The sequence below is a fragment of the Cupriavidus sp. 96C5-1 genome, assembly GCF_057798855.1.
The window spans coordinates 41,517-63,431 of sequence record NZ_JBYOJU010000012.1 but is presented as its reverse complement, the minus strand read 5'-3'; the positions used below and the strand labels follow the sequence as shown (position 1 = coordinate 63,431).

Here is a 21,915-nt window from a genome sequence, read left to right as displayed (position 1 = left end):
ATCAGCCCTTCCCGCCGTTTGCCGCACTGGCGGCGCTCGCACCGCCGGCCTTGCCCGTCTTGCCGTCCTCCGCCGCTTCCGGCGCGCGGTAGGCGAAGCGCATCGAGAAGTCGAACAGGCGCCGCTGTTCACGCAGGTTGTTGGTCATCATCACGGCCTTGGATTCGATCAGCTCGGCCTTGTCCAGCCACTGCACCTGGCCGAGATTGCGCAGCAGCTCCGACACGCGCTCGTTCGACTGGGCGATGCCCGTCACGGTGAACGCGTCGCCGCTCTGCTTGAGCGTGGTCAGGTAGACGCCTTCGGGCACCTGCCGCACCAGTTCCTCCAGCAGTTGCACGGGGCGGTTGCGCTCGTTCTGCAGGCCCTCGATGGCCTTCTGGCGCTGCAGCAGCCCTTCGATATCCTTGCGCAGCGTGTTGACCTCGCGGATCTGCATATCCATGCGGCCATTCTCCGCGGCCAGCACCTGGTTCAGGCCGGAGATGGCTTCGATGCGGTGATCGATATACGCACCGCCCAGCACCACCACCAGCGCGCCGGCTAGCGCCGCCCCGCCCAGCATGGTGTAGACCTTCTTGCGCCGCGCTGCCTTGCGGGCTTCGTGGTAAGGCAGCAGGTTGACTGTCGGGATCGTGTTGATAGACATGCGGCTTCCCTCGCTGGCTTACTGCAGGCCGCGCAGCGCAAGCCCGGCGCTCACGATGTAGGCTGGCAGGTCGCGCTGCAGATAGCGCTCGTTGACCTTGCCGGCTGTCATCATGTTGGCGAACGGGTTGGCCAGCGTGGTGGTGATCCCGGCCTGCTGCTCGATGGCCGACTGCACGCCGATCAGCGATGCGTGGCCACCCGAGAGCAGGATCTCGTCGACCCGGCCAGTGCTCGAAGTCGCGAGGAAATTGCGCACCGCGCCATGCACCTCAGCCGCCAGCGCCTCCAGGGAGGGCTGCAGCAACTGGGTACGCCAGGCTTCCGGCAGGGTGTTCTTGCGCTTCTTGATCTCGGCCTTGAGGGCGTCCAGCGTGAACATGCGCGCCGCGCTCTGGGTGAGCTGGTCGCCGTAGCTGTTGAGCGGTTGCTCGTAGAGCTCTTTCCAGCCCTGGTAGAAGATCGCCTTGGAACGGCTGCCGCCGAGGTGAACCACCGCCACCACGGGCAGGTCCTTGGCATCGGTCTCGTTGATGTCCGCCGGCACGCCCAGCATCTGCACCACCGAGCGCTGGACCGCGTATTCCTCGACATCCATCACATGCGGCTTCAGCCCTGCCATCTCGGCGGCGGTGACGCGCTCCTGCACGCGGTCGCTGTTGGCTGCGGTCACGCGCACGCCGATGCCGCCCTCGGTCTCGCTGGGGCCGATCACGGCAAAATCGAAATTGACGGCCTGCGATGGCGGATAGAGACGATGCGCCTCGGATTCCACCTGCACATAGAGTTCGTCCTCGGACAGATTGTCCGGGAGGCTGACGGTCTGGGATTCCGTCAGCATCGAGGGCACGCCGAGCACAACCTCCCTGGTGCGAATCCCGGCCTTGCCGAGCGCACGCTTGAGGGCAATGCCCACCGCTTCGATATTGACCACGTTGCCATCGGCAACGGCCTGACGGTCCAGCAATTCGCTGGCGCATTTCTCCAGGCGATAGTCCTGTTTGCCGCTGCCCACCGACAACTCGACTACCTTAACGCTGGACGACCCGATGTCAACGCCGACCGTCGTACGGCGCAACAACCCCGACAAGATACCTCGCCGCAAGGTGACCCCCTGACCGTTGAACTCGCCTTGGCTTGGTTGCTCTAATTTGGCGAGTCTGTATTGTTTCTTGGATGAAACGTTTTGCTCTTTTAGTTGGTGGATTCTCACTAAAAAACGGGGCGCTGGCAATGTGCCGGTTTGACCACGATTGCTTTTCGTGGGCCCCTCACATAAAGCGTTGCCAAAATCCGACGCTCGTCCTTCCCCGCTCCGCCCCGCCCTTCTTTTCATTTCATGCAGGTCTCAATCCCATTACATCTTGTAACAGCGCAATAGCGGCGGCCGCGCCACAGCGCGCCGAGGTCAGGCGATCCCGGGAGATATAATCCCGGCACCTCTAACTAGGTATTTCCCTATGGCCACAGCACAACAGAAGCCGTCCCTGCCCGCCCGGCGTCCGATCTGGATGCGGATAACGTTCTGGGCTCTGGGCCTGCTGGTGGCCGGGATCGTGGCGGTGGCTCTGCTGGTGGGATACGCGCTGCTGGTGGCCGCCCCCAACCTGCCCTCGCTCGATACCATCACCGACTACCGGCCCAAGATCCCGTTGCGGATCTACACCGCCGATAACGTGCTGATCGGCGAGTTCGGCGAGGAACGACGCAATTTCGTGCCGATCGCCCAGATCCCGGACGTCATGAAAAAGGCCGTGCTGGCCATCGAGGACGACCGCTTCTACGAGCACGGCGGCGTCGACTTCGTCGGCGTGCTGCGCGCCGGCCTGGCCAACCTGCGCGGCGGTCTGTCGCAGGGCGCCTCCACCATCACCATGCAGGTGGCGCGCAATTTCTTCCTGTCCAGCGAGAAGACCTTCACCCGCAAGCTCTACGAGATGCTGCTGGCCTACAAGATCGAGGCCAACCTCTCCAAGGACCAGATCCTCGAGCTGTACATGAACCAGATCTACCTGGGGCAGCGCTCCTACGGCTTCGCCAGCGCGGCACGGGTGTATTTCGGCAAGTCGATCAAGGACGTGACGCCGGCCGAGGCCGCCATGCTGGCCGGCCTGCCGAAGGCGCCTTCGGCCTACAACCCGGTGGTGAACCCGAAGCGCGCCAAGGTGCGGCAGGAATACATCCTGCAGCGCATGCGCGACCTGCGCTATATCACGCCCGAGCAATACGAGCAGGCCATCCATGAAGAACTGAAGGTCCGCGGCGAAGGCAACGAATTCTCCACCCACGCCGAGTACGTGGCCGAGATCGTGCGCCAGCTGATGTACGCGCAATACCGCGAGGAAACCTACACCCGCGGCCTGACCGTCTACACTACGCTCAACAAGACCGACCAGGACGCTGCCTACGAGGCCGTGCGCTCGGGCATCATGAACTACGAGCGCCGCCATGGCTACCGCGGCCCCGAGGCCTTTATCGACCTGCCTTCCAGCGCCGACGAGCGCGAGCAGGCCATCGACGACGCGCTGCTGGAGCACCCGGGCAGCGACGACCTGCGCTCGGCCGTGGTCACCAGCGTTTCCGCCAAGCAGGTGCAGGCCACGCTGCTGTCGGGCGAAGTCGCCACCATCGAAGGCCAGGCGCTGCGCTTTATCGCGCCCTCGCTGGCGTCCAACGCGCAGCCCAAGGCCAAGATCCGCCCGGGTGCGATCATCCGCGTCACGCAGGACGAGAAAGGCGCATGGACGGTCACGCAGTTGCCTGAGGTATCGGCTGCCTTTATCTCGCTCAACCCGGAAGACGGCGAGATCCGTTCGATGGTCGGCGGCTTCGACTTCAACCGCAACAAGTTCAACCACGTGACGCAGGCCTGGCGCCAGCCGGGTTCGAGCTTCAAGCCGTTCATCTATTCGGCGGCACTGGAAAAGGGCTTCTCGCCCGCCACCGTGATCAACGACGCGCCGGTGAGCATCAGCGACAACGGCGGCCAGGTGTGGGAGCCGAAGAACTACGATGGCAAGTTCGAAGGCCCGATGACCATGCGCCGCGCGCTGGCCAAGTCCAAGAACCTGGTGTCCGTGCGCATCCTGCGCGCCATCGGCACGCAGTACGCCCAGGACTACATCACGCGCTTCGGCTTCGATGCCGACAAGCACCCTGCCTACCTGCCGATGGCGCTCGGTGCCGGCAGCGTCACCCCGCTGCAGATGGCGGGGGCCTACTCGGTGTTTGCCAATGGCGGCTTCCGCGTCAATCCCTACCTGATCCAGAAGGTGGTCGATGCCCGCGGCAACGTGATTTCCGAGACCAAGCCCCAGCGCGCCGGCGAGGATGCGGTGCGCGTGCTCGACGCCCGCACCGCCTTCATCGCCGACAGCATGCTGCGCGAGGTCGTGCGCAGCGGCACGGCGAACAGCGCCAAGCAGCGCCTGGGCCGCAACGACCTGGCCGGCAAGACCGGTACCACCAACGACGCCGTGGACGCCTGGTTCGCGGGCTACACGCCCAAGCTGGTGGCCATCGCCTGGATGGGCTACGACCAGCCCAAGAGCCTGGGCGTGCGCGAGACCGGCGGCGGCCTGGCCCTGCCGATCTGGGTGGGTTACATGGGCAAGATGCTCAAGGGCGTGCCGGAGATCCCGGAGCGCCAGGCGCCGGAAGGCGTGGTGATGGTGGGAGGCGACTGGGCCTTCGAGGAAAACGCGGGCGGCGCCGGCGTGGCTTCGGTGGGCCTGGGCGATCCATGGCCGGGCAAGCCGGAAGAGAGCACGCAATCGCCTGCCGACGTCGAGGCGGAGAAGAAGCGCATCCTGGAGATGTTCGGCGGGGGCTGAAATCCGCCCCGGGAGCTTCGGCCCAACAAAAAGCCGGCTCGATCGAGCCGGCTTTTTCGTTCCCGCGCGGTGCGTCAGGCCAGCTTCAGCGTGACCCCCGCCTGCTGGCTCACATAGCCGGACAGCGCCGCGTACAGCTCGCCGCCGCCGCGCGTATCGATCCAGTGCTGGCCGTCGTGGCGGAAGTGGAAGCCGCCCGCGCGCGCCGCCACCCACAGCTCCTGCATCGGCGCCTGGCTGTTGACGATGATCTTGGAGCCGTCTTCAAACTCGAGCTCGATGAGGTTGCCGGCGCGGTTGATTTCGATATCCGCGTCAGCCGCATCGGCGGCGGTTTCCACCGCGCTCTCCAGCCGGTCCAGCTCTTGCTGGGCCAGGGCCAGGAACTCACTTTCACTCATGGGGGGCATGCTAAACTCCAGGGCCGCCGGCCAGCGCCGCTCGGCCGGTAACGTGTTGAACAGGTTTTCGTATTTCCGCAGGTCCCGCCGCCCCCATTCCGTATGGAGGGATCGGCCCGGGACGACTCTTTAAGGACGACCCGATGTTGCGTCGTGTTGCGATTGTATCGGCGATTGCCGCCAGCCTTGCGATGCCCCTGCTGTCGGGATGCGGCATCCGCGGCCCGCTGGTGATGCCCAAGCAGCCACCCGCGCCGGCCCAGCCCGGTGTACCGGATCCCGGCCTGAGCAATCCGGCCATGCCGCTGCCAGCAGCCCAGGGTTCCGCACCGGCCCCGGCCGCCCCCCCCCACCGCCAAGTAACCATGACCGCTTTCTTCCATCGCCACGACGGCGCGCTCGCCGTCGAGCACGTCCCCCTCGCGCGCATCGCAGCCGAATACGGCACCCCCACTTTCGTCTACTCGCGCGCCGCGCTGACCGCCGCCTACAACGCCTACGCCAAGGCCTGCGAGGGCCGCCGCGCGCGCGTGCAATATGCCATGAAGGCCAATTCCAACCTGGCCGTGCTGCAGGTCTTCGCCAAGCTCGGCGCGGGCTTCGACATCGTTTCCGGCGGCGAGCTGCAGCGCGTGCTGGCGGTGGGCGGCGATCCGCGCAAGGTGGTGTTCTCCGGCGTGGGCAAGACCGCCGCCGAGATGGAACTGGCGCTGGCGCACGATGTGCTGTCGTTCAATGTGGAGTCGATCCCCGAACTGGACCGCCTCAACGCCGTGGCCGGCAGCCTGGGCAAGCGCGCGCGCGTATCGCTGCGCATCAACCCGGATGTGGACGCCAAGACCCACCCGTATATCTCCACCGGCCTGAAGGGCAACAAGTTCGGCGTGGCCTTCGAGGACGTGCTGCCCACCTACCGCGCCGCCGCCGCGCTGCCGCACCTGGAAGTGGCTGGCATCGATTGCCATATCGGCTCGCAGATCACCGAAGTCGCGCCCTACCTGGAAGCGCTGGACAAGGTGCTGGACGTAGTGGAAGCGCTCGAGCGCGAAGGCATCAAGCTGGAACATATCGACGTTGGCGGTGGTCTCGGCATCACCTACGACGACGAAACCCCGCCGGACATCACCGGCTTTGCCCGCACGCTGCTGGACCGCGTGGCCGAGCGCGGCCATGGCCATCGCGAAGTGCTGTTCGAGCCGGGCCGCTCGCTGGTGGGCAATGCCGGCGTGCTGCTGACCCAGGTCGAGTTCCTCAAGCCGGGCGCCGCCAAGAACTTCTGCATAGTCGATGCCGCCATGAACGACCTGGCGCGCCCTGCCATGTACGAGGCCTACCACCGTATCGAGCCGGTCCAGTCGCGTGACGCGGACGGCAGCGCCGCGATCACCTACGACGTGGTCGGCCCGGTGTGCGAATCCGGCGACTGGCTTGGCCGCGACCGCGCGCTGGCAGTGCAGCCGGGCGACCTGCTGGCGGTGATGTCGGCCGGCGCCTACGGCTTCGTCATGAGCTCCAACTACAACACCCGCCCGCGCGCGGCCGAAGTCATGGTCGACGGCGCCGACGTGCACCTGGTGCGCGGCCGCGAGCGCGTGGAAGACCTGTTCCGCGACGAACGCCTGCTGGCAGGCTGAAGCGCCTTTCCCGCCGGCGCGTCCGGCTGGCCGCGATGGCATGCGGCCGGCCGGATATGATCGCGCCCGATCTTGAGCGCCAGCCGAAGACCGGCGGATCACCGGCGCGCAGGCTTGCGCCACCACCACCAGGCCCGCATCGCCAGCATGCCGAAAACCGCCGCCGCATAGATCGAGACCGTGGCGAAATCGTGCTTGCCGGCCTTGTGCCACCAGTAGTGCAGGATGGCCAGCACGGCGATGGCATACACCGCGCGATGCAGGCATTGCCAGCGCTTGCCGCCCAGCCGCCGGACCATGGCATCGGCGGAGGTAGCAGCCAGCGGCACCATCAGCACGAAGGCAGCAAAGCCCACCGTGATAAAGGGTCGCTTGGCGATGTCCTTGATCATGTAGGCCACATCGAACCCGCGGTCCACCCCGATCCACAGCAGGAAATGCTGCAGCCCGTAGAAAAAGGCGAACAGCCCGAGCATGCGGCGCAGGCGGATCAGCCAGTTCCAGCCGGTGAGCCGGCGCAGCGGCGTCACCGCCAGCGTGACGCACAGCATCACCAGCGTCCACGTGCCGGTGGAACGCGTGACGAACTCCAGCGGATTGGCGCCGAACTGGCCGGTAAAGCCGAGATACAGCAGGCGCAGGAACGGCAGCATGGCAAGCAGCCACACCGCAAGCTTCACCTTGCGCAGGCGCTCGGGGGCGAGATTGGCCAGACCGGGCTGCCCACCGCTGCGCGCCGCGCTTGCCGCCGCCGCGGGTACTGGCCGGCGCTGCGATGAGAGTTCCGGGGACGGCATCAGAAAAATTTCCTCAGGTCCATGCCCTGGTACAGCGAGGCCACCTGCGCAGCGTAGCCGTTGAACGGCAAGGTCTTGCGCTTGGGCGCGAACAAGGCGCCAAAGCCACTGCCCTTGTCCTCGCCGATGCGGCGCTCCGTGGCCTGGCTCCAGCGCGGGTGGTCCACGTCCGGATTGACGTTGGAGTAGAAGCCATACTCCTGCGCCGCCGCCTGGTTCCAGCTGGTGCCAGGCTGCTTGTCGACAAAGCGGATCCTGACGATGGACTTGGCGCTCTTGAAGCCGTACTTCCAGGGCACCACCACGCGTACGGGTGCGCCGTTCTGCCTGGGCAGCACCTCGCCATAGAGGCCGAAGGCCAGCAGGGTCAGCGGGTGCATGGCCTCGTCCATGCGCAGGCCCTCGGTATAGGGCCAGTCCAGCACGCGGCTGCTGACACCCGGCATCTGCTTCTTGTCGTCGAGAGTGACGAATTCCACGTACTTCGCGCCGGCCTGCGGCTCGACGCGGCGAATCAATTCGGCCAGGGAATAGCCGCTCCAGGGAATCACCATCGACCAGCCCTCGACGCAGCGCAGCCGGTAGACGCGCTCTTCCATCGGCATCAGGCGCATAAGCTCGTCGATATCGTAGACCTTGGGCTTCTTCACCAGGCCTTCGACCGCGACCTGCCAGGGCCGGGTACGCAGGGTGCCCGCGTTGCGCGCGGGGTCCGACTTGTCGGTGCCGAACTCGTAGTAGTTGTTGTAGGTGGTGACATCCTCGTATGGCGTGCGCTTCTCCGTCACGACATACGCGTTATTGGGCGTGGCCGGCAACTTCTGGCCGCGCGGAGCCTGCGCCAGCGCATCGCGCGCGAACCACGGGGCCAGCGTGCTCCCTGCTGCACCCGCGGCGGCGGTGGCGAGCAGGCGGCGGCGCGCCTGGAAAACACCGCGCGGCGTGATCTCGCTGGCAGCGATATCGTCGCCGCGCAGCCATTTGGGAGAGGGAATCAGCATCGTTGTTCCTCGTTGCATGCCATGGATGGAAAGCGCCTCGCCATTCGTGCCGGCCCTTGGCCAGGCCCATGTGCACGATGATTGGACTCCAGCTTGAGTCGGATGGCCCCTGTAAAACCTGACATCTTTATTTCGCGGCCACCACGCTTGGTGCCGCCGCCCGATGTGCGCAAGCGGCCCGGCGGTCGGCTGCAGACAAGCCGCAAGGCAGCCCTAGCCACCTTGATACTGCTGATAGACAGCCTGCGCCAGCGCCAGCAGCGGTGCGCGCTCGATCCGTCCGGCCAGCGCGAAGCCGATATCCCGGTCCACCCAGTAGAAAGCCATGGTGCCGGCCGCGGCGGGCGCGCGATCTCCGGGACCGGAGCCGATCCGCTCCAGCCGGAAGCCCGTATCGGGTGTATCCCGTGCCATATGCCGCAACTGCAGCGACAGCCGGGTTCCGTCATCGGCCTCGTACATCAGGATCGCCGACGGACCGCCTTCGGCCACGCCCAGCCTCCCGCCGATCAGATGAAATCCCTGTCCGCGCAGGTCTGGCACCCGCAAGGGCGCGCCGAGCCGCTTGGATAGCCAGGCGACCAGGTGGGCTTCGTCGCTGGCTGCCACTTCCACCGGATGGCGCACCTCGGGCGCATAGACCGCGTGGCTGGCCAGCGCTTCGCGCGCGAAGCGCTCCACCGACGGGGCGCCGGCCGCCAGGGTATCGCTGCGGCCATGGGCCAGCCAGCCAATGGCGCCGCCCAGCGCCAGCGAAGCGATGCTGGCGGCCAGTGTCATGCCCCAGCCCGCCGGGCCACGCCCGCGACGGGCAGTATTGCCGCGCAGCCTTGCCGGAAGTGCCGTCAGGGGGACGGGCTCGTTAAGTACGCTGTCGAATGCCGCATGCAAGTCGCCCGCCTGCCGTCGCCAGCCGCCGACTTTCTCGCCGGCTTCGCGGTGGGCGGCCAGGTAAGCCTCGACCTCGGCGCGGCGGCCTGGATCCAACTGGCCGTCGGCATAGGCATGGAGGTCAGCTTCGGTGACTGGGACGGGGGACATCATTTGACTCGCTGCAGTCCACCCGCGCGGCCGGCGGCCTGCGGGTTCGGCTCGGGCGCCGCGGCTGGCGCGCCATCCATCAGCACGCGCATCTGCTCGCGTGCGCGCGCCAGGCGGGACATGACGGTGCCCACCGGCACCGTCAGCACCTGCGCGGTCTCGGCATAGGTGAGTTGCTCCAGCCCGACCAGCAGCATGACCGCGCGCTGGGCCTCGGGCAGCCGGGCCAGCGCCCGGGCCAGATCCAGGCGCAGGCCGGGTTCGGGCGCAGCGCTGGGTACGTCGGGAAGCGTATCGGTAAACGTCACCAGATCGGCGCGCCGGTACGCGTTGATGCGCAGGCGGTGCATCATGGTCAGCAGCCAGGGCAGCAGGCCATCGGCACCATCGCCCCACCAGGCGCCCGCGCGCAGGCGGAAGCGCCAGCGGTAGCGCAGCGCGCGCTCCAGCGTGTCCTGCACCAGGTCGTCGGCCGCCGCCGCATCCCCGGTCAGGCCACGGGCGTGGCGCCGCAGACGCGGCGCCAGCGCCACCAGCTGGCGGTCGAAGCTGTCCATGCCTTCAGCCTGCCCGCACCCCGCTCAGGGCGTGGCGACGTGCCACATGTTGTTGAAGTTGTCGCCCATGCGATCGCCCGATTTTGCATCCTTGGCAAAGCGGTATAGCGGCCTGCCGCGATAGGCCCATTGCCTGGCGCCGTCGTCGCGCGTGATGACGCTGTAGTCGCCCATCGCGCTGGTGCCAGGGGCTGCCATCAGGGGCGGCCAATTGGTTGCGCAGGCGGCGTTGCACACACTCTTGCCGTTGCCTGCGGCCATGTCGCGGTCGAATACGTACAGCGTCAGGCCCTGCGGATCCGTCAGCGCGCCACCTGCAACCTTGACCGTGGGCGGCATATTGCCGGCTCCCCCCATGCCCATGCCACCCATGCCGGAACAGGCGGAAAGCAGTACGGCGGCCGAGGCAAGCGCGAGCGCGGCGGGACGGGACAGCGAAGCGAGGGAAGCGACTGCGAAAGGACGGGAACGGGCCATGATATCGGTCTCCATACGATGCGATGCGGCGCCGCCAGCCGGCACCGTCCCTTCAGTAAACACCGTATGTGACGACTTTATTCCATTAGGACGAAAAAAAACCTGCCTCATCAGGCAGGTTTCTCTTGCGGGACCACATCCGGCTCAGAGTTCGCCGTAACTATGCAGGCCGGACAGGAACATGTTGACGCCCAGGAAGGCGAAGGTCGTCACCAGCAAACCCACCAGCGCCCACCAGGCCGCCATCGTGCCGCGCAGGCCCTTCATCAGGCGCATGTGCAGCCAGGCCGCATAGTTCAGCCAGACGATCAGCGCCCAGGTTTCCTTCGGGTCCCAGCTCCAGTAGCCGCCCCAGGCTTCCGCCGCCCACAGCGCGCCCAGGATGGTGGCGATGGTGAAGAAGGCAAAGCCAACGGCGATCGCCTTGTACATCACATCGTCCAGCACTTCCAGCGAAGGCAGGCGCTCGGCCAGGATGCCTTTCTGCTTGAGCAGGTAGGCCACTGAAACCATCGCGGCCAAGGCAAAGGTGCCGTAGCCGATGAAGTTCGCCGGCACATGGATCTTCATCCACCAGCTCTGCAGCGCCGGCACCAGCGGCTGGATCTCACTGGCATCCCGGCTGACCGTGTACCACAGCAGGAAGCCCACCGCGGCCGACACCACCAGCATCACGAACGGCCCGAGCGCGCGGGTGGCGTAGCGGCCCTCGTAGTACAGGTAGAACAGCGAAGTGATCAGCGTGAACAGCACGAACACTTCGTACAGGTTGGAGATGGGGATGTGACCGATGTCCGCGCCAATGAGATAGGACTCGTACCAGCGCACCAGCATGCCGGTGAAGCCCAGCACCACGGCAGCCCACGCCATCTTGCTGCCAATCTGCAGCCCGGTCTCGGACCGGGTCAGCAGGCCGCCCCAGTAGAACAGGGTGGACAGGAACACCAGCGCGCTCATCCACAGGATGGCCGACTGGCTCGACAGGAAGTACTTGAGGAAGAAGGCCTGCTCGGCCCGTGGCAGCTGGCCGTGGTAGAGCTGGATGGCGCATAGCGACAGCACGGCCAGCGTCACCATCAGCAGTCGCACTGGCTTCCAGTGCCAGCCCAGCAGGGCAAAGGTGGGCACTGCGGCAATCAGGACGCCCTTGTCGTAGACGTTCATCCACTGGCCGTAGCGAACCAGCGCAAAGCCCGCACCCGCCGCCAGCAGCAAGGCGAAAAGCCAGTCGACCAAGCCCAGGCGGCGTAGGAACGACGGCTCCAGATAGGCCTGCTCGGCACCGCCGGCGGCAACGGCAGCCGGGCTCCCCTGCACGGCCGGCCTGGCCTGACTCACATTCGAAGACATATTGGTTCCTGCTAAATTGCGGGCCCGGCCTGCGGCGGCATCCTCGAGTCTCGCGTCTTGCGTCTCGATAGCCGACCAGGCCACCTTGCTGCTCCATGCGGCGCGGCTGGCCGCGCCGGTCTCGCTTCGCCCGCACGGGAGGCGGGCGTTTGATTCAATGGCCGTCGTTGCCGGTGCCGCCGACGCTGCCGGCGGCCCGGCCCACGTCGTCGCGCAGGGCGACGAACTCCTTCTCGAAATCCAGTGTACGGCGCTGGGTGGACATGGCCATCAGCACATGGCTGGTGGCGCCTTGCCCGCCGCTCGGGTCCACCGGGTCTTTCGGATCCTTCACCCAGATCCAGACCCGGCGCTCACGGATGTAGAACATCGAAAACACCCCAAGCACCAGCAGTAGACAGCCAAGATACACGATGTTCTTCCCCGGTGCACGGGTCATCTGGAACACGCTGGCCTTGACCTCCGTGAAGTCGTCGAGCTGCAGGAAAACCGGCGCGGTGTAGAAGAAACTGTCGGACAGCGCATTGATTGCCTGCTGCAGGAATGCGCCGCTTTGCGCACTATTAGGCACCACGGGCAGCTTGTCCTGCGCGCGTGCCAGTTGCCAGAGCTCCCACATCGAACCGTTCAGGATCTTCAGCAACACATCGGCAGCCTTCTGCTGTTCGGCCGGCGGCACCGATTTCTCCAGGAAGCCGGCAACCGCGGTGAAGCCACCCGGCGGCGCCTGCGGGCTGCTGCGCGACACGCCGGCGAAGAGATCCAGCGCGCGCATGGCGCTCTCGGCCAGCTGGCCACGCAGCGCTTCGCGGTCCTCGCCTGGCATCGTGGCCAGGGCGAAGCGGCGCGCGGCCTCGCTGCGCAATGCGCGGTCCTGCAGCGCGGCGCGCAGGCGCATCCAGTCCGCCACGCTGTTCTGCTCGTCGGCCGGGATGCGCAGATAGCGGAACGGCTCGCTGGGCGAATCGCGCATGCCGGCAAGAAAGACCGACTGGCCATCGAGCTGGACCGGCACCATATAGTTGTTGAACTCCCGCGCCTGGCCGTTGCGGTCGCGCAGCTTGTACTGCACCGACGGCCCCACGTTGCGCAGCTCCTTCGCGCGATCTGGATTCACGGCCGAGCCGAGATGGGATTCGAGCTTCTCGTTGAACGACTTGTGCGCCACGCCGCGGGCATCGGGCTTACCCGATGCATCGGTCACGTTCTCGATATTCATCAGGCGGAAATCGCTGAACTCGACCGTCAGTCCCTCGGCATCGGCGCCGCCGCCCGTGCCGGCAAGCGGTGAGTTGGCGCCCACCGTACCGGCGAAGGCGAAGGTCTTGTCGCTGCCGCCCTGCATCGGGTAGCCAACGAACTTCAGCTTCGAGCCGCCGTCCTCGAAGCTCGACTGGTAGATGGCGATGCCGTCCACCACCACCGGCTCGTTGACCTTGACCGTGGCCTCGGTCTTGCGGCCGGTGGCACGGTCGGTGATAACCACGTCGGAAGCGAACAGCTTGGGCATGCCCGTCGAGTAATGCTCGACGGTGAACTTCTTCAGCGTGATATTGAACGGCAGGTCCTGCACCAGGGCGCCGTCCGAGATATTCAGGATGGCGGTGGAAACGGTGGAGCCTTCGGGCACGAAGGCATTGCCGCGAAAGCCCGGGTTGCTGGTCGAGAGCCGGTGCTGCGGCGGAATATCGTTGATCACGGCATTGCCGCTGATCGGCGTCTTGCCGCCGAACCACATCTGCGCGCGGATCAGCATGTCGCCGTCGAGCAGGCCACCGATGCAGATCACCACGATGGCGGTATGCGCGAGAATGTAGCCCAGCTTGTTGGCGGCGCCCGCCTTGGCCGCCAGCAAGGTCGCGCCCTCATGCGGGACGGCCTTGATGCGGTAGCCGCGGTTGGACAGCAGTGCGGTGAGACGGCTCACGGCATCGGCGCGCGGGCGCTCCGAATCGAACTCGGCGCGGTGGTGGAAGGCCCGCAGGCTGCGCTCGCGCACGTGGTCCTTCCACGAGCGCATATCGTTGATCATCTTGGGTGCGTTGCGGGTCAGGCACAGCGAGGTGGAAATCACCAGGAAGGCCAGGATCAGCAGGAACCACCAGGAGCTGTAGACCTTTTGCAGCGACAGCGCGTGGAACAGGTCGGCCCAGAAGGGGCCGAACTGGTTCACGTAGTTGGGATAGGGCTCATTCTGCTTGAGGACCGTGCCGATCACGCTGGCGATGGCGATGACCGTCAGCAGCGCGATGGCAAAACGCATCGAGGACAGCAGTTCCACCGCGTCGCGCAGCAGGCGGTGGGAGGTCTTCAGGTGCAGTCCTGACGTGGAAGCGGTCGACATGTGCAGTGTGGCCCTTGGCCTTGAAATAAAAAAGGGTGGGCATGCTCGCGCAGGCCACCCTTTTCGATTGTTGCCAGGCTGCCTGGTTGCACCCCGCGGCACCTCGCAGTTGCAAGGCCGGCTGGAGCGCTCCGGCTACCCGGCGCGGAACGACTTAGCGAACCCCGGCGACGTAGTCGGCCACAGCCTTGATCTCGGCATCCGACATCTTGGCGGCGATGGTCGTCATCACGGGGTTGTTCTTGCGGGTGCCCTGGCGGAATGCCACCAGCTGCGCTTCGGTGTACTCGGACCACTGGCCGCCGATGCGCGGATACTGCGCGGGAATGCCGGCGCCGGTGGGGCCATGGCAAGCCGCGCATGCCGGCACGCCCTTGGCGGCGATGCCGCCACGGTAGATCTTCTGGCCGGCCTCGATGGTTTCCTTGTTCTTGGCGGTGGCGGGCTTCTGCGCCTGCTTGGCCAGGTAGGCGCCGACGTCCTTCATTTCCTGGTCGGACATGGCGCCCGCGTACGGCGACATGATGGCGTTGTTGCGGCTCTTGGCTTTGAAATCGGCAAGCTGCTTGTGGACGTATTCCGGATGCTGGGCGGCCAGCTTCGGGTTGGCCGCGGCGCCGCTGTTGCCGTTGGCGCCGTGGCAGCTCAGGCAGGCCGGGACATTGCGATCGGGAGCACCTTGGGTGTAAAGGGTTTCGCCCTTGGCCGGATCAGCCTTCGCGGCAGCCTGCTCGGTGGCAGATGCCAGACCGGTCATGGCAGTTGCCGGCAGAGCCAGCGCCACAACAGCCAGAAGTTTCGCAATGCGGTTCATTCGCACACCTTCTCTGAATTGTTTTGAATTCGTGGGGCACGCCGTTCGGCACCCTGCCCGCGGTGAGGACGCGATGGGCTGGCACTTTGACATCGGAAATTCATCACGATGGACCGCCCGCTCGCCTGAAAACCACAAACACCCAGACGAAGCCAGATGGCACCGCCCCCATGCGAACGAGGGCGGCAGACCGTGCGAATATCCCGGCAGCAGACTCTCGGCCTGCAGTTGCCCGCATGCGCCGGCGCCGGATTGGACGCCGCTGCAGGGGCGAGACCGACAGGCCGCGCTACCTCGATGGAACGGACACGCAAAGCTTCCCTTCCGGATTGATGCGGGCCAAGGATGCCACGCGTCACCCAATCGGGAGGCCGTTAACCGCGTTATTGTACAATAAATCGTGTGCCGGATAGAGGATGTGCGCGCCGCGACGCGGCCAGACGCAAGCCCCGGCCATCCTGGCGGCACCGTGTGCCGCACGCCTCACTCACATCAGCGTGGTGACGCTGGCAATACCGCCTGATCCCAGGCGGCAACCCGCCCTCACCCGCCCCATCGCCCAAGCGCATGTCCCTCCTACACCAGGCCCGCTTCTTTGTTACCGTCAACCACCTGCGCGACCTGCCTGCCACGGCCGTGCCTGAAGTGGCCTTCGCCGGACGCTCCAACGCAGGCAAATCCACCGCCATCAACATCCTGTGCAACCAGAAGCGGCTGGCTTTCTCGTCGCGCACGCCGGGCCGCACCCAGCACATCAACTTCTTCGGCGTCGCGCCGGTCAAGGCGCCGGACCCGCTCGCCTTCCTGGTCGACCTGCCCGGCTATGGCTACGCGCAGGTTTCCGGCTCGGCCAAATACCACTGGCAAACCCTGCTGAGCGACTATGTGCAGACCCGCTCGCAGCTGTCCGGCCTGGTGCTGATGATGGATGCACGCCGGCCTTTCACCGACCTGGATTGCCAGATGGTCGAGTGGTTCCTGCCCACGGGCCGGCCCATCCACGTGCTGCTGACCAAGGCGGACAAGCTGACCAACAGCGAAAACGCCCTGGCGCTGCGCGAGACCCGCAAGATCCTGGCGGGCTACGCCGAGCAGCTCGACACGCCCGTGGCCCTGACCGCGCAACTGTTCTCCAGCCTGAAGCGCCGCGGCATCGAGGAGGCGCAGCGCGTGGTGGCGGGCTGGCTGTCGCTGCCCGAGGCACAGCCGCCCGTCGCGCCCGCTACAAGGCCCGCGGCGACATCGCAAGCCGTGCCCGATACCACGCTCGATAGCGCGGCGGACGACGCGACGGACAACACGGCGCCCGACACGCCCGCGAACTGATCCTGCCGACCCGCTGCGCGTACCCGGGTCTGCGCTCCGATGCGGCGCTGCCCCTCGCTGGCTTCCCTTGCGCCGAGGCAAAAAAAACCCCGTTGCAAGCAACGGGGGCGAACTTTCCCGCCGGTTAGGGCGGGTACCCGCTCAGGGAGGAGTAGCGGGGGACGCTGCATCGCGCAAGCGCAACGCAGAGTGTCCGCGAGTATGATAGCGGGCGAGATCAAAAGTTTAGTTTTTCTTTCACAAGCGGTCTGATCGCGCACTCACCGGCGACCCCGCGTGGCCGCAGCGCGACAGGCTAGCGGTATTCCCCTTCTGACTCCTCTCCCTCAAGCCATGTCCACTTTCCCCGAGTACCGTCCGCGCCGCATGCGCCGCGATGATTTCTCGCGCCGGCTGATGCGCGAAAACCGCCTGTCGCCGGACAACCTGATCTATCCGGTATTCATCCTCGACGGCCAGAACCAGCGCCAGAGCGTGGCGAGCATGCCGGGCGTGGAGCGGCTATCGGTGGACCAGTTGCTGCCCGTGGCGGAAGACTGTGTCAAGCTGGGTATCCCGGTGATCGCGCTGTTCCCGGTGATCGACGCCGCCCTGAAGACACCGGACGGCATCGAGGCAACCAATGCCGAAGGCCTGATCCCGCGCGCCGTGCGTGCCCTGAAGGACCGCTTCCCCGAACTCGGCGTGCTGACCGACGTGGCGCTGGACCCCTACACCAGCCATGGCCAGGACGGCGTGCTGGATGCCGATGGCTACGTGATCAACGATGTCACGGTGGAAATCCTGGTCAAGCAGGCACTGACACAGGCCGAGGCCGGCGTGGACATCGTGGCCCCCTCCGACATGATGGACGGGCGCATCGGCGCGGTGCGCGCTGCGCTGGAAGACGCCGGCCACATCCATACCCGCATCATGGCCTACTCCGCCAAGTACGCCTCGGCCTTCTACGGCCCCTTCCGCGACGCGGTGGGCTCGGCGGCCAACCTGGGCAAGGGCAACAAGATGACCTACCAGATGGATCCGGCCAACACCGACGAAGCCTTGCGCGAAGTGGCACAGGACATCATGGAAGGCGCCGACATGGTGATGGTCAAGCCTGGCATGCCTTACCTCGACATCGTGCGGCGCGTGAAGGATGAATTCCGCTTTCCCACCTACGTCTACCAGGTCAGCGGCGAGTACGCCATGCTCAAGGCCGCCGCGCAGAATGGCTGGCTGGACCACGACAAGGTCATGATGGAGTCGCTGCTGGCATTCCGCCGCGCCGGCGCCGACGGCATCCTGACCTACTTCGCGCGCGACGCCGCCCGCCTGCTGACGCCCTGAAGCGGCCCGGATGCAGCTGTTAGGTTTTTCCGCCAGCCAGGTCCACCCGCTCGCCTCGCTCGACGAGGCGCGCGACTTCCTTGCGGGCAATGCGGCCGCCCGCTTCGTCTGGGTCGACACGCCGATCGAGGAAGTCAGCACAGCCGCGGCGGCCTGGCGCGACAGCGTACAGGCGCTGACCGGGGCGCCGGTGCTGGACCTGCACCTGATCGATGCCACCAATCCGTCGCATCCGTCGTATTTCGATACGACCCATGCGTACGATATGGTGATCTTCCGCAAGCTCACCTTCGAGACCAGCCGGCTGATCGCCGAAGCCGGCGACGCCGCCGCGCCCCCGGCGGCGGCAGGCCCGCGGCTGTCCACGGGCACGGGCGCAATACCAAAGGCGCGCCGCTACGCACCCGGCTTCCTGCCCGCGCTGGCCAAGATCGACACCCAGCCGGTTACCTTCCTTGTCTTCGACAATGTGCTGCTGACGGTCCGGCCCGCGCAGTCCCGCACCATCGACCAGGTGCGCCAGCGGCTGCTGGATCTATGCCAGGCGCCCAGACAGCCGACGCGGCCCAACGGCAATGGTGCCCTGGTCCACGGCATCCGCCCTCCGACACGCCCGGAGGACATGATGCTGCGGCTGCTCAATGCGATGGTCGACCGCTACCTGGATCTGCGCGCCCCGCTGACGCGCCAGCTGGACCGCTGGCAGCGGGCGCTGCTGAACTCGCGGCGCAGCTTTTCCAGCTGGGAAGGGTTGCTGGATGCGCGCATCGAGCTGCGGCGGCTTGAGCACCTGTGCGAGGAGCAACGCGATGCGCTGCAGGAGTTCCGCGACAGCCTGCTCGACAACAGCTACAGCAACGAGAGCGAGGGCCAGGCCGACACGGCCGGCCGCGACGAAGCGCTGCTGGTGCGTATCAATGATGTGATGGAGCATATCTCGCGCGTGCTGGCGCATGCCCGCCGGCTGGAGGACTCCATCGAGTCCGCGGTACAGATCCATTTCTCGGCCGTGGCGCATCGCACCAACCGCACCATGCGCACGCTGACGCTGATCACGGCGCTGTTCATGCCGCTGACGCTGATCACCGGCATCTTCGGCATGAATTTCGACCGCATGCCCTGGCTGCGCGAGCCGCAGGGATTCTGGTGGTCGATCGGGCTGATGGGTGCCGTGGTGGTGGTGCTGGCCGCGGTATGGGCCCTGGGACGGCGGCTGGAGCAGAACTAGGCGGGCCCTCCCTGCGCCGGGGCCAGCCTCGCCTCAGATGCTGGCCTTGGCGTCGAAGGCGCGCGACAGGCTGTCCAGAAAACGCGCTGCCGGCTGGTAGCCGATCACGCGCACCGGCCGCTCGCGCCCGTCGGGGCCATACAGGATGATGCCCGGTGGCCCGAACAGCCCGAAGCGCTTGAGCAGCGCGCGGTCGTCGGCGTTGTTGCGGGTAACGTCGGCCTGCAGCATCACCACGCCGGACAGCCGGGTGCGCACGCGCTCGTCGCTGAACGTGAAGCGCTCCATTTCCTTGCAGCTCACGCACCAGTCGGCGTAGAAGTCGAGCAATACCGGCTGGCCGGCGGCGGCGGCCTGCGCCACGCGCGCGTCGAGCTCCGCGATCGAGCGGACCCGCTCGAAGCGCGGCGCCAACGCATTCTCAGCGACCGCGCCGGGCGCGGTACGCGCGGCCCCCAGGTGCGCCAGCGGCTGCAGGGGATCCCGCCCGCCGGAAGCCAGCCCCACCAGCAGGATTGCACCCGCCAGGGCGGCCAGCAGGCCAAGGCCCTTGCCCACCCGGGCAAGGCCATGCGCCTCGGGCCCGAGGGCATCGAAGGCGCTCAGGAACACCGCCCCCACCAGGAACAGCGCTGCCCAGCCGGCCATCAGCGCCCAGGCCGGCAGCACCGGGCCCACCATCCACAGCGCCACGCCCAGCAGCAGGAAACCGAAGAAACGCTTGGTCATTTCCATCCAGCGGCCGGCGCGCGGCAGCAGATTGCCCGCGCCCACGCCAACCAGCACCAGCGGCACACCCATGCCCAGCGCCATGGCGAACAGCGCGCCGCCGCCGGTGACGGCGTCGCCGGTGCGCGCGATATAGGCCAGGGCGCCGGCCAGCGGTGCCGTCACGCACGGCCCGACGATCAGCGCCGAGATCGCGCCCATGGCGGCGGCCCCGGCCAGCTGCCCGCCCTGGCGGCGGTTCGAGGAGGCCGTCAAGCGGGTCTGCCAGTGCTGCGGCAGCTGCAGCTCATAGAGACCGAACATGGACAGCGACAAGGCCACCATCAGCACGGCGAAGGCCGCCAGCACCCACGGCGCCTGCAGCGCCGCCGACAAGCCTTCGCCAAGCAGCCCGGCAGCTACCCCGATGCCGGTATAGACCACCGCCATGCCAAGCACATAGGACAGCGACACCAGCAAGGCGCGCCCGCGCGTGACGTGCTCGCCCACCACGATCGACGACAGGATCGGGACCATCGGCAGTACGCAAGGCGTGAACGTGAGCAGCAGGCCAAGGCCGAAGAACAAGGCGGCGATCAGGCCGAGGTTGCGGCTGGCCAGCGCGCCGGCGATACGGTCGTTTTCGTCGGCAGGGGAGGCCGCCTGGGCGGGCGACGGGATGCCCGGAGCCGCGGCGGCGGGCGCTTCATCGTGCTCCGCAGCCACACTGTTGCCGGGGCGGCTGGAATCCTCCGCAGCGCTCCTGCCGAACAGCCCGTCCAGCACGCCGCCGCCAACCTTGAAGACGTGCTCTGCCGGGGGATAGCACAGCCCTTTGTCAGCGCAGCCCTGCGAGGTCACCACCAGCGACCATTTGCCGTCGGCCGGGGCAGACTCCACCGGCACGCGGATGGTCAGCCCGCCGTGGTAGGTCTCCATTTCCTTGCCGAAGGTCTCGTCGAACTTGACCTTGCCCGGCGGGAACGCCGGCGCGCCCAGCTTGACCGAGGCCGGCTGCGCGGCAAAGGCAAAGCGGTCGCGGTAGAGGTAATAGCCATCTGCCACATCGAAGCGGACCTCGATGGTCTTTGCATCAAGCTGCCGCGCGGCAAAGCGGAAGGCCTGCTCCGGCGGAAGGAAATCGTCGTCGGCTGCATGCGCGACGCCGGAAAAGCCGGCAAGGCACAGCCACAATGCGGCGAGCAGCAGGGCCAGGAGGCGTGCTGCGGCACTATGCCGCACCGCTCGCGCCGCCGGCCGCTGGCCAAAAGCGCTCGATGTCTCTCCGAAACCCATGCCCCATCCTTGAATTGTCATTCGTTATATCCGTGTTTCGAGCGCCTGGCGGCCCGGACATCCGGACGCATTCCCAGCCTGGTCACCCCTTGACGGTTATCCCTACGCGCTGTCGTCGCCGGCCTCGGGGGTACGCGTCTCCTGCGCCACCCAGGCCAGATAAGGCGCGAAACCCGCTACCACCGGCATGGCCACGATTTCCGGCACCTCATACGGGTGCGCCAGGCGAATCGCCGCTTCGAGCGCCGCATAGCGATCCTGGGTGGTCTTGATCAGCAGTGGCCATTCCTGGCTGCGCTCGATCTCGCCGCGCCACCAGTACTCGGACTCGCAGGGCGCCAGCCGGTTCACGCAGGCGGCCAGCCGGGACTCCAGCACCGCGCGCGTCAAGCGTGTGGCGGAATCTGCATCGGGCAGCACCGTCATCACCAGGATTGTCTCGCTCATCGTACCTTCCCGTTCTCTAAAGTCAGCCCCAGCGCCTGCTCCCGAAAACAAAAGAGCCAGGCATGCAGCCTGGCTCGATTGTAAGCGGTGTCCGCGCGGCTTGCCGCGACCGGTGGTCGCAGCTTACCGGGGACAGTATCAACCTTATTCCGCGGCTTCTTCTGCCGGGGCTTCGGTGACTTCCGGACGGTCGACCAGCTCGACCAGCGCCATCGGCGCGTTGTCGCCCTGGCGGAAACCGAACTTCAGGATACGGGTGTAACCGCCCGGGCGGGCGTTGTAACGCGGGCCCAGTTCGTTGAACAGCTTGGTGACCATGTCGCGGTCGCGCAGACGGGCGAAAGCCAGGCGGCGATTGGCAACCGTGTCCTTCTTGGCCAGCGTGATGAGGGGCTCGACAACCTTGCGCAGTTCCTTGGCCTTGGGCAGGGTGGTCTTGATCAGCTCATGCTGGAACAGCGAGTTGGACATGTTGCGCAGCATCGCGAGACGGTGCGACGAGGTGCGGTTCAGTTTCCGCAAACCATGACGGTGACGCATGATGATTCCTTTATTGCAATGTTTGACCAGCTCTTCTATCGCTTGGCCGGGAGATTTCCCGGTTCGGCGCGGGCCGGTAGTCTATGGAGCAGCCGGCACATGCCGGTCGCCGGGATTTACCTGGCGCGGCGACAGGACGAGCCCGCC

Annotated in this window: 19 protein-coding genes; 5 read left to right on the top strand and 14 right to left on the bottom strand. The window is 66.5% G+C overall.

Annotated features, from left to right (window positions below):
- Position 1: 1 nt before the first annotated feature.
- Positions 2 to 649: a PilN domain-containing protein gene (locus tag AC3FOF_RS15595; protein WP_488727077.1), complete on the bottom strand. Its 648-nt coding sequence runs from the start codon at positions 647 to 649 to the stop codon at positions 2 to 4.
- An 18-nt stretch (positions 650 to 667) separates the two neighbouring features.
- Positions 668 to 1,738 (bottom strand): type IV pilus assembly protein PilM, encoded by a 1,071-nt coding sequence (pilM, locus tag AC3FOF_RS15590; protein ID WP_488727076.1) that lies wholly within the window; start codon positions 1,736 to 1,738, stop codon positions 668 to 670.
- A gap of 370 nt (positions 1,739 to 2,108) precedes the next feature.
- Between pilM and AC3FOF_RS15585 the strand changes: the two genes are divergently transcribed.
- A complete protein-coding gene (locus AC3FOF_RS15585) occupies positions 2,109 to 4,481 on the top strand; it encodes a penicillin-binding protein 1A (RefSeq protein WP_035814298.1) in 2,373 nt (790 codons plus the stop codon).
- 74 nt (positions 4,482 to 4,555) lie between these two features.
- On the opposite strand, the gene cyaY is transcribed toward AC3FOF_RS15585, so the two are convergent.
- Positions 4,556 to 4,891: an iron donor protein CyaY gene (gene cyaY / locus AC3FOF_RS15580; protein ID WP_035814322.1), complete on the bottom strand. Its 336-nt coding sequence runs from the start codon at positions 4,889 to 4,891 to the stop codon at positions 4,556 to 4,558.
- Between the two features lie 356 nt (positions 4,892 to 5,247).
- Between cyaY and lysA the strand changes: the two genes are divergently transcribed.
- Complete coding sequence (gene lysA / locus AC3FOF_RS15575) at positions 5,248 to 6,516, top strand: diaminopimelate decarboxylase (RefSeq protein ID WP_488727112.1); 1,269 nt, start codon at positions 5,248 to 5,250, stop codon at positions 6,514 to 6,516.
- Positions 6,517 to 6,614: 98 nt separating this feature from the next.
- Here lysA and msrQ read toward each other — a convergent pair whose 3' ends face one another.
- The 8 genes from msrQ to AC3FOF_RS15535 form a co-directional block, all read right to left on the bottom strand.
- Positions 6,615 to 7,313 carry a protein-methionine-sulfoxide reductase heme-binding subunit MsrQ gene (gene msrQ / locus AC3FOF_RS15570; RefSeq protein WP_017225327.1) on the bottom strand — a complete coding sequence of 233 codons (699 nt, stop codon included), beginning with the start codon at positions 7,311 to 7,313 and terminating at the stop codon, positions 6,615 to 6,617.
- Entirely contained in the window at positions 7,313 to 8,314 is a 1,002-nt protein-coding gene (msrP, locus tag AC3FOF_RS15565; RefSeq protein ID WP_017225326.1) for a protein-methionine-sulfoxide reductase catalytic subunit MsrP, read from the bottom strand. The genes msrQ and msrP overlap by 1 nt, the downstream gene beginning before the upstream one ends.
- Positions 8,315 to 8,527: 213 nt before the next feature.
- On the bottom strand, positions 8,528 to 9,358 hold the full coding sequence (locus AC3FOF_RS15560) for an anti-sigma factor family protein (protein ID WP_488727075.1): 831 nt from the start codon (positions 9,356 to 9,358) through the stop codon (positions 8,528 to 8,530).
- Positions 9,355 to 9,912, bottom strand: coding sequence for an RNA polymerase sigma factor (locus AC3FOF_RS15555; RefSeq protein WP_488727074.1), 558 nt, complete (start codon positions 9,910 to 9,912; stop codon positions 9,355 to 9,357). The genes AC3FOF_RS15560 and AC3FOF_RS15555 overlap by 4 nt, the downstream gene beginning before the upstream one ends.
- 24 nt (positions 9,913 to 9,936) lie before the next feature.
- The gene (locus AC3FOF_RS15550) at positions 9,937 to 10,389 is read right to left on the bottom strand and encodes a COG4315 family predicted lipoprotein (protein ID WP_276268871.1); all 453 of its coding nucleotides are present in this window, start codon (positions 10,387 to 10,389) and stop codon (positions 9,937 to 9,939) included.
- 144 nt (positions 10,390 to 10,533) lie between these two features.
- Entirely contained in the window at positions 10,534 to 11,739 is a 1,206-nt protein-coding gene (ccsB, locus tag AC3FOF_RS15545) for a c-type cytochrome biogenesis protein CcsB (RefSeq protein ID WP_017230948.1), read from the bottom strand.
- Between the two features lie 154 nt (positions 11,740 to 11,893).
- Positions 11,894 to 14,083 carry a cytochrome c biogenesis protein ResB gene (locus AC3FOF_RS15540; RefSeq protein WP_276268872.1) on the bottom strand — a complete coding sequence of 730 codons (2,190 nt, stop codon included), beginning with the start codon at positions 14,081 to 14,083 and terminating at the stop codon, positions 11,894 to 11,896.
- 154 nt (positions 14,084 to 14,237) lie between these two features.
- A complete protein-coding gene (locus AC3FOF_RS15535) occupies positions 14,238 to 14,897 on the bottom strand; it encodes a c-type cytochrome (protein ID WP_017230947.1) in 660 nt (219 codons plus the stop codon).
- Positions 14,898 to 15,464: 567 nt separating this feature from the next.
- Here AC3FOF_RS15535 and yihA point away from each other — a divergent pair.
- From yihA to AC3FOF_RS15520, 3 genes are all read left to right on the top strand, one after another.
- Positions 15,465 to 16,223, top strand: a complete 759-nt coding sequence (gene yihA / locus AC3FOF_RS15530) for a ribosome biogenesis GTP-binding protein YihA/YsxC (protein WP_017230946.1) — start codon at positions 15,465 to 15,467, stop codon at positions 16,221 to 16,223.
- Positions 16,224 to 16,556: 333 nt separating this feature from the next.
- Positions 16,557 to 17,549 carry a porphobilinogen synthase gene (gene hemB / locus AC3FOF_RS15525; RefSeq protein ID WP_035818305.1) on the top strand — a complete coding sequence of 331 codons (993 nt, stop codon included), beginning with the start codon at positions 16,557 to 16,559 and terminating at the stop codon, positions 17,547 to 17,549.
- A 10-nt stretch (positions 17,550 to 17,559) separates the two neighbouring features.
- The gene (locus AC3FOF_RS15520; RefSeq protein ID WP_017230944.1) at positions 17,560 to 18,777 is read left to right on the top strand and encodes a magnesium transporter CorA family protein; all 1,218 of its coding nucleotides are present in this window, start codon (positions 17,560 to 17,562) and stop codon (positions 18,775 to 18,777) included.
- A gap of 33 nt (positions 18,778 to 18,810) precedes the next feature.
- Here the strand turns inward: AC3FOF_RS15520 and dsbD are convergent, their stop codons facing one another.
- The 3 genes from dsbD to rplQ form a co-directional block, all read right to left on the bottom strand.
- Complete coding sequence (dsbD, locus tag AC3FOF_RS15515; RefSeq protein WP_488727111.1) at positions 18,811 to 20,781, bottom strand: protein-disulfide reductase DsbD; 1,971 nt, start codon at positions 20,779 to 20,781, stop codon at positions 18,811 to 18,813.
- A gap of 102 nt (positions 20,782 to 20,883) precedes the next feature.
- Positions 20,884 to 21,228: a divalent-cation tolerance protein CutA gene (gene cutA, locus AC3FOF_RS15510; RefSeq protein ID WP_017225219.1), complete on the bottom strand. Its 345-nt coding sequence runs from the start codon at positions 21,226 to 21,228 to the stop codon at positions 20,884 to 20,886.
- Between the two features lie 144 nt (positions 21,229 to 21,372).
- Positions 21,373 to 21,768, bottom strand: coding sequence for a 50S ribosomal protein L17 (gene rplQ, locus AC3FOF_RS15505; protein WP_035807808.1), 396 nt, complete (start codon positions 21,766 to 21,768; stop codon positions 21,373 to 21,375).
- Between the last annotated feature and the right edge of the window lie 147 nt (positions 21,769 to 21,915).